The 12,232-nt window shown below is 71.9% G+C and carries 10 protein-coding genes; all 10 read right to left on the bottom strand.

The features are described from left to right. Positions 1-2 precede the first annotated feature (2 nt). Positions 3-464 carry a cell division protein SepF gene (locus N3K63_RS06345; protein ID WP_261579277.1) on the bottom strand — a complete coding sequence of 154 codons (462 nt, stop codon included), beginning with the start codon at positions 462-464 and terminating at the stop codon, positions 3-5. Positions 465-511: 47 nt separating this feature from the next. After that, on the bottom strand, positions 512-1,195 hold the full coding sequence (locus N3K63_RS06340) for a YggS family pyridoxal phosphate-dependent enzyme (RefSeq protein ID WP_261579276.1): 684 nt from the start codon (positions 1,193-1,195) through the stop codon (positions 512-514). Between the two features lie 28 nt (positions 1,196-1,223). Then, positions 1,224-2,390, bottom strand: a complete 1,167-nt coding sequence (gene ftsZ, locus N3K63_RS06335; protein WP_261579274.1) for a cell division protein FtsZ — start codon at positions 2,388-2,390, stop codon at positions 1,224-1,226. Positions 2,391-2,575: 185 nt separating this feature from the next. Then, entirely contained in the window at positions 2,576-3,550 is a 975-nt protein-coding gene (locus N3K63_RS06330) for an FtsQ-type POTRA domain-containing protein (protein WP_261579273.1), read from the bottom strand. 2 nt (positions 3,551-3,552) lie between these two features. Continuing rightward, positions 3,553-4,968, bottom strand: coding sequence for a UDP-N-acetylmuramate--L-alanine ligase (gene murC, locus N3K63_RS06325; protein WP_261579268.1), 1,416 nt, complete (start codon positions 4,966-4,968; stop codon positions 3,553-3,555). A 728-nt stretch (positions 4,969-5,696) separates the two neighbouring features. Further along, positions 5,697-6,791: a UDP-N-acetylglucosamine--N-acetylmuramyl-(pentapeptide) pyrophosphoryl-undecaprenol N-acetylglucosamine transferase gene (locus N3K63_RS06320; RefSeq protein ID WP_261579267.1), complete on the bottom strand. Its 1,095-nt coding sequence runs from the start codon at positions 6,789-6,791 to the stop codon at positions 5,697-5,699. A 126-nt stretch (positions 6,792-6,917) separates the two neighbouring features. Further along, positions 6,918-8,192: a putative lipid II flippase FtsW gene (gene ftsW, locus N3K63_RS06315; protein ID WP_261579266.1), complete on the bottom strand. Its 1,275-nt coding sequence runs from the start codon at positions 8,190-8,192 to the stop codon at positions 6,918-6,920. Next, positions 8,152-9,714: a UDP-N-acetylmuramoyl-L-alanine--D-glutamate ligase gene (gene murD / locus N3K63_RS06310; protein ID WP_261579261.1), complete on the bottom strand. Its 1,563-nt coding sequence runs from the start codon at positions 9,712-9,714 to the stop codon at positions 8,152-8,154. Before murD ends, ftsW begins: the two co-directional genes overlap by 41 nt. Further along, a complete protein-coding gene (gene mraY / locus N3K63_RS06305; RefSeq protein WP_261579255.1) occupies positions 9,696-10,805 on the bottom strand; it encodes a phospho-N-acetylmuramoyl-pentapeptide-transferase in 1,110 nt (369 codons plus the stop codon). The genes murD and mraY overlap by 19 nt, the downstream gene beginning before the upstream one ends. Next, positions 10,802-12,214 (bottom strand): UDP-N-acetylmuramoyl-tripeptide--D-alanyl-D-alanine ligase, encoded by a 1,413-nt coding sequence (locus N3K63_RS06300; protein WP_261579253.1) that lies wholly within the window; start codon positions 12,212-12,214, stop codon positions 10,802-10,804. Before N3K63_RS06300 ends, mraY begins: the two co-directional genes overlap by 4 nt. Between the last annotated feature and the right edge of the window lie 18 nt (positions 12,215-12,232).

The following is a 12,232-nucleotide window of genomic DNA, read 5'->3' as shown; positions in this document are numbered from 1 at the left end:
GACTACTGGACGAAGGCCGCGCCCTCGGCGTCAGCCTGGGCGACAGCTCCGTCGCCGGACACGGCGACGTTCTCGGGCGAGAGGAGGAACACCTTGCTCGTGACGCGTTCGATGCGCCCGTACAGGCCCAGCGACAGGCCGCTCGCGAAGTCGATGAGGCGGCGCGCGTCGGCGTCGCTCATCTGCGAGAGGTTGATGATCACCGGGATGCCGTCACGGAAGTTCTCGGCGATCACCTGGGCGTCGCGGTACTGCTTGGGGTGCACCGTCAGGATCTCGCTGACCGTGCCGGCCGCGGGCTGACGCACCACGGCGGGGCGGTGCAGCGGCGTGATGGGCGCGGCCGGCTTGTCGACCGGCTGCGGCTTGTCACGGCGCGGGGCGACCGCTGCCTGCTCTTCGTAGGTCTCTTCTTCGTCGGCGAGGCCGAGGTAGACCATCGTCTTCTTGAGCGGGTTCGACATCGCAGCCTCCGTGTGTGTGCTCGTCTGTGTGCTCGTCTTCTGGAAGGCTAACGGCGCTCCGGCCGCGGGCCCGTGATTGCCGTGCCGATCCGCAGGTGTGTCGCACCTGCGGCGATGGCTTCGGCGTAATCGCCCGACATCCCCGCCGAGATCCACGTCGCATCCGGCACGACGCGGCGAAGGGACTCGGATGCCGCGGCGACGCGCGCGAAGGCCGCGGCGGGCGCCTCGTCGAGCGGCGCGACGGCCATGACACCGCGCACGCGCAGCGACGGGCAGGCCGTCAGCACGTGGGTGGCGAGGGACTCCAGGCCGGCCGGCGCGACGCCGCCGCGACCGGGGTCGTCGGTGAGGTTCAGCTGCAGCAGCACCGCCAACGGCGCCCCGTCGGGGTCGGCGGCGTGCAGCGCGTCGGCGGCGCGGTCACGGTCGACCGAGTGGACGACCTGGGCGGCCGCGCGCACCGCGCGGGCCTTCTTGGACTGCAGCTGCCCGATGAAGTGCCAGCGCAGCCCCGGCAGGTCCGGAAGCGCCTCGCGCTTGGCGGAGAGCTCCTGCTGGCGGTTCTCCCCCACCTCGCGCACACCCGCCGCGTACAGCGTGCTCACGAGCTCGGCGGGATGGAACTTGGTCACGACGATGCGTGTGAGCTCCGACGGGTCACGGCCCGCCGATCTCGCCGCATCCGCGATGCGGGCGTCGAGGTCGGCGAGCCGTGCCGTCAGATCCATGCCTCGCCCGGCCAGCCGGGAGTGCAGGTCACTTCAGGAAGTCGGGGATGTCGAGGTCGTCGTCGCCGAAGACGGAGTCGTACGAGTCGTTGGCGGCGGACACCGACACCGACTCGCGCTTCTCCTCGACCTCGGCACGCGGCGCCTCGGCGCGCGGGGCCGCGGCCTCCTCCGCCGAGATCGCCGGCAGCACGGGTGCTGCGGGCACCGTGCGCTGGGCCGTGATCGGCTCGATGCGCGTCTGCGGTTCGCCGCCGTCGAAGCCGGCCGCGATGACGGTGACCCGCACCTCGTCGCCGAGCGTGTCGTCGATGACCGTTCCGAAGATGATGTTGGCCTCGGGGTGCGCGGCCTCCTTCACCAGCTGGGCCGCGTCGTTGATCTCGAAGATGCCGAGGTTGGAGCCGCCCTGGATCGACAGCAGCACGCCGTGCGCACCCTCGATCGAGGCTTCCAGCAGGGGCGATTCGACCGCGAGCTCGGCCGCCTTGATGGCGCGGTCGGCGCCGCGCGCCGAGCCGATGCCCATCAGGGCCGATCCCGCTCCCTGCATCACCGACTTCACGTCGGCGAAGTCGAGGTTGATCAGACCCGGCGTCGTGATGAGGTCGGTGATGCCCTGCACACCGGCCAGGAGCACCTGGTCGGCGGTGGCGAACGCCTCGATCATCGAGATGCCGCGGTCGCTGATCTCCAGCAGACGGTCGTTGGGCACGACGATGAGGGTGTCGACCTCTTCCTTCAGCTTCGACACGCCGAGCTCGGCCTGCTGCTGACGACGACGTCCCTCGAACGAGAAGGGCTTGGTGACCACACCGATGGTGAGGGCGCCGATCGACTTGGCGATGCGCGCGACCACCGGTGCTCCACCGGTGCCCGTGCCGCCGCCTTCACCGGCGGTGACGAAGACCATGTCGGCGCCGGTGAGGGCCTCTTCGATCTCCTCCGCGTGGTCTTCCGCGGCGCGGCGACCCACCTCGGGGTCGGCGCCTGCGCCGAGCCCGCGGGTGAGCTCGCGGCCCACGTCCAGCTTCACGTCGGCGTCGCTCATCAGCAGCGCCTGCGCGTCGGTGTTGACCGCGATGAACTCGACACCACGCAGGCCGAGCTCGATCATTCGATTGACGGCGTTCACGCCGCCGCCACCCACGCCGACGACCTTGATCACCGCGAGGTAGTTCTGGTTCTGGCTCATGCCGGCCTCCGTATCGTCCCGAACCACATGTCTAAACCTTCAACCTCAACCAGAGGTTTAAAGAAATGCCGAGTATGCATTTCCTGATCTCGAAGGTATGCGGCGGCGGTCACCGCCTTCGCAACCGCGTGGGCGTGTCGCGGAACCGCGTCGCGAACTGGTCCGCCGCAGGGCGCGCGGACCCGTCAGCGCGTGACGATCGCGTCGGGAGAGGAGACGTCGTAGAGCGACGCGTCGGGGCGCGCGGTCATGATCTTGTCGAGGCGCAGCGCCTTGACGGCCGAGTCGTCGGCGTTGCCCCAGACCACCGAGGCGCCGGTGTCGCCGAGGGTGAGCGTGACGTCGTTGGGCGTGCTCGCGGTGATGCCGGTGACGCGGCCGCGCACCGACTCCGGCAGCGACCGGTAGACGTGACCGGCGGCCTGGAAGGCGGGCGAGGTGGGGCCGGCGGCGACTTCGATCAGCGGCACGCCCTCGGGACGGTCGGGGGTGGTCGACAGGGCCACGCCCGCGGCATCCACGAGGGTGAATCCGGCGGCCGACTCGAACACGCCCACCGGCGTGCGCTCGACGATGCGCACCACCAGGTCGTGCGGCGGGTGGGCCTCGAGCGTGTACGACTCGACGAGGGGGAAGGCGACCAGCGCCGCCTTGACCGCGCTCGAGTCGACCAACGGCAGCGGTGTTCCCACCTGACCCGCCAGGGCGGCCTCGACGGCTCCGGCATCCAGCGTCGTGGTGCCGACCACCTGCACCCGCTCCACCGCGAACAGCGGTCCGTAGGCGGCGGCGAGGGTGCCGAGCACGAGCAGCACGAATGCGGCGGCGCTGCCCAGCCACACCATGCGGCGGCGACGCTGGCGGGCGGTGAACCGACGCACCTCGGCGCGCAGCGCCCGGCGGCGGGCGCGGGCGGCGGCCCACACGTCGCGCGCGCGCATCGGCGCGTCGGGGTCGGGTGCGGCGTCGTGCTGGTCGGGCGCCGGGTCGGGCTCGCCGGGGACGGGATCCGGGGTGGGCGTGCGCGGCGCGAAGGCGGGTGCGATCGGCAGCACGTCGGCGCCCGATGCCGCGTCGAGGCCGTCGGCGGCGCCGTCGCCCGACGGGTCATCCCGGGGCGCCGCGCGCGGCACCTCGGGCAGCGGCGACGGGCGGCGCATGCTCAGGCCCGGGCTTCCGCGCCCTGCTCGGCGGCGAGGGCCTCGAGCACCTGCGGGATGATGAGGTAGACGTTGCCGCAGCCGAGGGTGATCACGTAGTCGCCCTCGCGGGCCACACGGGCGGTGTAGTCGGCGGCCGCCTGCCAGTCGGCGACGAAGTGCACCTTCTCGGGGTCGTCGAACGACTCGCTCACCAGCGCACCGGTCACTCCGGGCACGGGATCTTCGCGCGCCCCGTAGACGTCGAGCACCACCGTGTGGTCGGCGTGCGACTCGAGCACCTCGGCGAACTCGCGGTGCATCGCCTGCGTGCGCGAGTAGGTGTGCGGCTGGTGGAGCGCGATGATGCGCCCCTCCCCGACCACGGTGCGCGCGGCCGCGAGGGCCGCGGCGACCTCGGTGGGGTGGTGGGCGTAGTCGTCGAAGACGCTGACGCCCCGCTCGACCCCGTGCAGCTCGAACCGGCGCACCGTGCCGCCGAACTGCTCGACGGCGCGCAGCGCGGCCTCGAGGTCGTGGCCGAGGGTGAGCAGCACCGCGACGACGCCCGCCGCGTTGACGGCGTTGTGCGCGCCCGGAACGGCCAGCCGGCCCGAGACGGTGCGGCCCGCGTGGGTGAGCGAGAAGGCCACCGGTCCGGCCGCGACGATGTCGTGCACCCGCACGTCGGCGTCGGCCGCCTCGCCGAAGGTGACGACGTTCGGATGCCGCAGCGCCGCGCGCACGCGCTGTGCGCCGGGATCGTCGGAGGAGATCACGACCGCCTCGCCCGCGGCATCCGCGAATCTCACGAAACCGTCGTAGAACGCCTCACCGCTGCCCCAGTGGTCGAGGTGGTCGGGGTCGACGTTGGTGATGAGGGCGACCGCGGTGTCGTAGAGCAGGAAGGTACCGTCGGACTCGTCGGCCTCGATGACGACGAGGTCGTCGGAGCCGGTGCCGCTGGAGACTCCGAGCGATGCGATGACGCCGCCGTTGACGAACGTGGGGTCGGCGTCCAGCGCCTTCAGCGCCGTGACGATCATGCCCGTCGAGGTCGTCTTGCCGTGGGCGCCCGCCACCGACACCAAGCGACGCCCGCGGATGAGCCAGTGCAGCGCCTGCGAGCGGTGGATGACGTGCAGGCCGCGCTCCTTGGCGAGCAGGAACTCGGGGTTCTCGGGCCAGATCGCCCCGGTGTGGATGACGGTGTCGACGTCAACCGGGAGGTTCGCCGCGTCGTGGCCGACGTGCACCTCGGCGCCGCGGGCGGCGAGGGCGCGCAGCGCGGCGCTGTCGGCACGGTCGGAGCCCGACACGCGGATGCCCCGGTCGAGGAACATGCCGGCCAGCCCCGACATGCCGGAACCGCCGATGCCGATGAAGTGGGCGGCGGTGATCTCAGCGGGGATCGGGAGGCTCAGGTCGGGTCGAATCATGGCCCGTCAAGTCTAGGTCGCGGCATCCTGTGCGGTCGCCCGGCGCGCGGGTGGGTGGGGTGGGGTGTGGTTGGGGGCGGTGGGTGCGGAGGTGGTGACGGGGAGGGTCGGCGACGGCACGGCATCCGTGGTTCGAAGACCCGTGTCCCGCGAACAGCGGGTGCACGCGCCCCGCACCCGCACAATGCGGGACTCCACCCGCTGGCACGTCCCACAGACGGCGGATGCCGGGACTCCAGCCCGCATTCTGCGGGACCAGCTCCCCCCGCTCGTCCCACAAATGGCGGATGCCGGAACCCCAGCCCGCATTCTGCGGGACCGGCCGATCCGGCATGTCCCGCAAAGGGCGGGTACTGAACCTCTAGCCCACCGCACGCGGGACCTTCCCCGCCGCCCTGTCCCGCAAACGGCGGGACCCGCGCGCTGACCGCGTCCCGCAGACCGCGGCTTCCAGCCCTCTCACCCACACATCGCGTGACGCCGCCACCGACCGCGTCCCACCAACCGCGGCTTCCAACCCTCCACACCCACACATCGCGTGACGCCGCCCTCGGGCCCGTCCCACAGACCGCGGCTTACAGCCCTCCGCACCCACACATCACGGGACCCGCGCACCGACCGCGTCCCACCAACCGCGGCTTCCAGCCCCCGCACCCACACATCACGGGACACCGCCCATGGGCGCGTCCCGCCAACGGCGGGTCCGAATCAGACCCCGGCCCGCAGGGTCAGCGCTGGGCGGCGTCGAGCATCGCGATGACGTTCTCGGTGCCGGCGCGGGTGCCCACCGTCGCGGCGGCCGCGCGCATGCGCTCGAGGGCGGCGGCGTCCTGCAGGAGCGGCACGACCTCGCGGCGCACGCGCTCGGCGGTGAACTCGGCATCCGGGATCAGTCGCGCCGCGCCGGCGCGCACGGCGGATACCGCGTTGAGGGCCTGCTCGCCGTTGCCGACGGCATAGGGCACGTAGACCGCCGGGATGCCGAGGGCACTGATCTCGCTGACGGTCGCCGAGCCGGCTCGGCTGACGATCGCGTCGGCGAGGGCGAAGGCGAGGTCCATACGGTCGAGGTAGGGGACGATGTGGTGGTCGGGATGGGCGGACGCGGGCAGCTCGTTGCGCTCCCCCGCCGCGTGCAGCACCTGCCAACCGGCCGCTGCCACATCCGCGCCCGCGCCGGCGCCGGCACCGGCACCCGCGCCGGCGAAGGCCTCGTTGAGGCGCCGGGCACCGAGCGATCCGCCGAAGACGAGCAGCACCGGGCGGGCGGGGTCGAGGCCGAACAGGGCTGCGGCCTCGGCGCGGCGGGCGGGACGGTCGAGCTCGACGATCTCGCGGCGCAGCGGCATCCCCACCACGCGCGATCCCTTCAGGGGCGTGCCCTCGAAGACGACGCCGGTGCCGGCGGCGAATCGGGCGCCCAGGATGTTGGCCAGGCCCGGCTTGGCGTTGGCCTCGTGCACGACGAACGGGATGCGCTCCCGCCGCGCGGCGACGTAGGCGGGGGCCGAGGCGTAGCCGCCGAATCCGGCGACGACGTCGACCCGGTGCTCGCGCAGGTGACGTCGCACCTGACCGATCGCACGGTGGAAGCGCACCGGGAAGCGCAGCGCGGCGCCGTCGGGACGCCGCGGGAAGGGCACCTTGTCGACGAACAGCAGCTCGTAACCGCGCTCGGGCACGAGGCGCGCCTCGAGTCCCTCGCGGGTGCCGAGAACCAGCACCTCGGCCTGGTCATCGCGGGCCTTGAGCCCATCGGCGACGGCCAGCAGGGGGTTCACGTGGCCGGCGGTGCCACCGCCGGCGAGCAGGTACGTCGTCACCGGATCGAGCCTACCGGCCGCCCGTCACCGCCCCGGCTACCGGCCGCTCGTCACCACATCGGCGCCCGGCCACCCGTCACCGCACCGGCTGGCAACCGCGCGCCACCACCGGCGCCCGGCGACCCGTCAGCGCAGCGTCGGCGCAGTCTCCCGCACGCGCGCGGGCCGCGCGGCCTCGCGACCGCGGGCCGCGGAAGGCGGCGGTGCGGTCTCGGGCAGGGTGCGGGCGAACGAGAGCAGCACGCCGCAGGCCAGCAGCACCGACAGCAGCGACGTACCGCCCTGCGACATGAACGGCAGCGGCACACCCAGCACCGGGAACAGGCGCAGCACGACGCCGATGTTGATGAGCGCCTGGCCGACGACCCACACGGTCACGCCGCCGGCGGCGATGCGGATGAACGGGTCGTGGGTCTTGCGGATGATGTGGAACGCGCCGACGGCGAACAGCGTCAGCAGGGCGAGCACCACGACGCAGCCGATGAGGCCGAGCTCCTCACCGACGATCGCGAAGATGTAGTCGTTGGAGGCGGCGGGGAGCCACTGGTACTTCTCGCGCGAGTTGCCCAGGCCCAGCCCCAGCAGCCCGCCGTTGGCGAGCCCCCATACCCCGTGCACCGGCTGGTAGCAGGTGGTGGTGTAGCAGGAGAGCGTGTCGACGTCGAACAGGCTCATGATGCGCCGCATGCGGTTCGGGCTGGAGACGGCGAGGTAGGCGACACCGGCCACAAGCAGGATGAGCGGCAGCAGGAACAGCCGCAGCTTCACCCCCGAGAAGAACAGGCACCCGAGCATGATGAGCGCGAGGATCATCGCCGTGCCGAGGTCTTTGCTGCCGACGCCGACCAGACCGATGACGAGGATGCCGACGGGCACGACCGGGATGAACACGTGCTTCCAGGTGCCCAGCAGCGTGTGCTTGCGGTAGAGCACGTACGCCAGCCACAGGATGAAGGCCAGCTTGAGGAATTCGGAAGGCTGCAGCTGGAAGCCGGCGATGCGAATCCAGTTGCGGTTTCCGTCGTTGACGACGCCGAGGCCCGGGATGAAGACGAGCATCTGCAGCGCGACGGCCGCGATGAGCCCGAACCAGGCGATCCGCTTCCAGAACCGCACCGGCATACGACTGACGACGAACATGAGCGGCACGCCGATGAGGGCGAACACCGACTGCTTCATGACGACCTCGAAGGGGCTCTCCCCCGCCGAGAGTGAGGTGGCCATGGTCGCCGAGAGCACCATGACGAGCCCGAAGATCGTGAGGATCAGCGCCGTCGAGGCGATGAGGAGGAACTCGCTGGGCACCGGCGCGAAGGCCCGCCCGAGCGAGACGCGGGCTGCGAACCCGCGCGCGGTGTCGTCAGTGCTGCGGGGAGCGCGATCGGTCGTCGGTGTCGCCATCCGCTCCCCCTCCGATCCGCTCGTGCACCGCCGCCGCGAAGCGGCGACCGCGGTCTGCGTACGACGCGAACTGGTCGAAGGACGCCGCCGCCGGAGCCAGGAGAACCACGTCCCCGTCTCGTGCGATGCCCACCGCCAGGTCGACGACCTGCGCCATGACGTCTTCAGTCTCGGTGTGGTCGACCTCGAACACGGGCACCGTCGGCGCGTGTCGTGCGAACGCCGCCGTGATCTCGTCGCGCTCGACGCCGATGACGATGGCCGCCTTGGCCGCGGGACCGCGGCTGGAGACGAGCTCGGCGATGTCGACGCCCTTCAGCAGGCCGCCCACGACCCACACCGCGCCGGGGTAGGCGGCGAGCGAGGATGCCGCGGCGTGCGGATTGGTGGCCTTGGAATCGTCGACCCAGGTCACACCCGCGGCGACGGCGACGACCTCGATGCGGTGCGGGTCGAGACGGAAGGTCTGCAGCGCGGTGCGGATGGCGGCCGGCTCCACGCCCAGCGAGCGGGCCAGCGCCGCCGCGGCGAGAATGTTCGCCACCACGTGCGGGGCGGCGAGCCCGCGCTCGGCGAGCTCGGTGACGGTCGTGAGCTCGAGCGCGCTGGTGTGCCGCTCGGCGAGGAAGGCGCGGTCGACGAGGATGCCGTCGACGAGGCCGACATCGCTCGGGCCGGGCACCCCCAGGTCGAAGCCGATGGCGCGGCAACCGTCGACGACCTCGGCGTCCTCCACCATCTCGCGGGTGGCGACGTCGGCCTTGTTGTAGACGCAGGCGACGCGGGTGTTGTCGTAGACGAGCGCCTTCGCATCGCGGTAGGCCCGGGCCGAGCCGTGCCACTCGAGGTGGTCGTCGGCGAGGTTCAGGCACACGCTCGCGTGCGGCGATACCCGGTCGGGGCCGGACTGCAGCCCCAGGTACCACAGCTGGTGACTGGAGATCTCGACGACGAAGACGTCGAACCCGGCGGGATCGCGCACCGCGTCGAGCACCGGCACCCCGATGTTGCCGACCGGCGCGGCGCGCAGCCCGCCCGCGACGAGCATGCTCGCGGTGAGCTGGGTGGTCGTGGTCTTGCCGTTGGTGCCGGTGATCAGCACCCACTCGGCGGGACGGCCGTCGGCGCCGGTGACCTTGTCGCGCACGCGCCAGGCGAGTTCGAGGTCGCCCCAGACGGCGACGTCGCCCTCGCGCGCCCACCGGATGACGGGGTGGTGCGGCGCGAACCCGGGCGAGGCGATGACCACCTCGGGGCCGAAGTCGACGAGCGCGGCGGGCACGGCATCCAGCGGTCCGGTCCACTGCCGCGCGCCGATGACGGGCACGAGACGGGCGTACTCCTCGGATGCCGTCTCGGAGACGACCAGCACGTCGGCGCCGAGTTCGGTGAGGGTGTCGGCGACCGAGAAGCCGGTGACCGACAGGCCGAGCACCGCGACGCGCAGGCCCGTCCAGTCGGCGTGCCAGCTGGTAAGGGCGTCGAGGCGGTCTGCCGCCGCGCTCACAGGGCCGCCAGCCACGCGATGTAGAAGATGCCGACGCCGGTGACGGCCAGCATCCCGGCGATGATCCACATGCGCACCACGATCGTGATCTCGGGCCAGCCGCGCATCTCGAGGTGGTGGTGGAACGGGCTCATCAGGAACAGGCGTTTGCCGCCGGTGGCCTTGAAGTAGTAGCGCTGCAGGATGACCGAGCCGGGGCCGATGATGAAGACACCGGCGATGACGATGGCGAGGATCTCGGTGCGCGAGAGCACCGCCATGGCCACGACGACGCCGCCGATGGCCATCGAGCCGACATCACCCATGAACACCTTCGCCTTGGGCGCGTTCCACCAGAGGAAGCCGACGAGGGCGCCCACGAACGAGGCGGCGACGATGGTGAGCCCCATGGGGTCGCGGGTCGGGTAGCAGGCGTCGGCGTAGATCGCGAGCAGCGATTCGCTGTGGCAGCGCTGCTGGAACTGCCAGAAGGTCACCAGGCTGTAGGCCGACACGGTGAAGATGCCCGCGCCGGTGGCGAGGCCATCGAGGCCGTCGGTGAGGTTGGTGGCGTTGGACCACGCGACCGCCTGGAACGACACCCATGCCAGGTAGAGGATCGTGCCGACCACGGCCCCGAGCGCCATGAACGACAGCGCCGGGATGTCGCGGACGAACGACACGTACGGGGAGGCGGGCGTCTCTCCCCAGCGGTTCGGGAAGTTCAGGGCGATCAGCGCGAAGGGCACGGTGACGAGGATCTGCCCGATGACCTTCCGCCAGCCCGACAGGCCCAGGCTGCGCTGCTGGCGCACCTTCATGAAGTCGTCGATGAAGCCGACGGCGCCCAGTCCCACCATCATCCAGAGCACGAGCATGCCCGAGATGGTCGGGGCGGTGCCGCCGAACAGAGTGCCCGCGAAGTAGCCGACGAGGGTGCCGAGGATGAAGACGATGCCGCCCATGGTGGGCGTGCCGCGCTTGGCGGCGTGCCCGGGGTTGTGGCCGTCTTCGGGCGTGCGGATCACCTGTCCCCAGCCGAGCTTCTCGAACAGCCGGATGAACAGGGGCGTCAGCAGGAGCGTGAAGGCCAGCGAGATCGTCGCGGCGGCAAGCAGAGATCTCACGAGAACGATTCTCCCAGACGATCGCCGAGGTGCCGCAGCCCGGCCGAGTTGGACGACTTCACCAGCACCCGGTCACCGTCGCGCAGCTCGGTGAGCAGGTAGGCGTGGGCCTCGTCGGCGGTCTCGAAGAAGACCGCCTCGCCGTCCCACGACCCCTCGCCGATCGCGGCGAGGTAGAGGCGCCGGGCGGCGGTGCCGACCACGACGATGCGCTCGAAGCGCAGGCGCACCGCGAGCAGGCCCACGCGGTCGTGCTCTTCGCCGGCGACCTCACCGAGCTCGCTCATGGCGCCGAGGACGGCCACCTTGCGCTGGCCGGGCTCGACGATCTGCGCGAGGGTGCGCAGGGCCGCGGCCATCGAGTCGGGGCTGGCGTTGTAGGCGTCGTTGATGATGCGCACGCGGTCGGAGCCCATCGGCTGCATGCGCCAGCGCTCGGCGATCTCGACGGTCTCGAGCCGCGCCACGGCGGTGGCCGGGTCGACGCCCAGCTCGCGCGCGGCGGCGAGGGCCGCGAGGGCGTTCATGACGTGGTGCTCGCCGAGCACCTGCAGGCGCAGCGGCAGCCGATCCTCGCCGATCACGACGGTGCAGGTGGTGCCGGATGCCGTCACCTCGACGTCTTCGGCGCGCACCTCGGCCGCCGTGGAACGGCCGAACCACCGCACGGCGACCCCGCCGGCATCCGCCGCCGCCGACATCGCCGCCACGCGCGGGTCGTCGGCGTTGAGCACCGCGACGCCACCGGCGCGCACGGCCTCGACGAGCTCGGTCTTGGCGCGCTGGGTGAGCTCGACCCCGCCGAAACCGCCGGCGTGGGCCAGCCCCACCATCAGCACGACGCCGATGTCGGGGGTCACGAGGCCCGCGAGCTCGGCGATGCGGCCGATCTTCGACGCGCCGAACTCGCTGACCAGGAAGCGCGTGTCGTCGTCGACGCGGAGCATGGTCACCGGAGCGCCCACCTCGTTGTTGAACGAGTTGCGGGGCGCGACGGTCGGCCCCTCCCCCTCGAGGATGCGGGCGAGCATGTTCTTGGTGGTCGTCTTGCCGTTGGAGCCGGTGATCCCGACGATGCGCAGGTGTCCGTGCGCGCGCACGCGCGCGACGACCTCGCGCGCGAGGGCGGCCAGGGCCTGCACCGCGTCGGCGACGACGATCTGCGAGAGCGCGGCGTCGACCTCGTGCTCGACGACGGCCACGGCGGCACCCGCCTCGGCGGCCACGCCGACGAAGCGGTGCCCGTCGGTGGTCTCGCCGGGCTTGGCGACGAACACGCCGCCCGGTCCCATCTCCCGCGAGTCGGTGTCGACGGTGCCCGAGACGGTGGTCTCAGGCGTGTCGCCGGCGGCGAGGACGAGGCGCCCCGACACGGCGGCGGCGAGGTCTGCCAGCGTCATCGAGATCATGCGGGAATGCTCCTTCAG

The organism is Microbacterium festucae (assembly GCF_025421715.1).
In the GTDB taxonomy this organism is placed as follows: Bacteria; Actinomycetota; Actinomycetes; order Actinomycetales; family Microbacteriaceae; genus Microbacterium; species Microbacterium festucae.
Note: the sequence above shows the minus strand (reverse complement) of the source record. Positions and strands in the feature narration are given on the sequence as shown.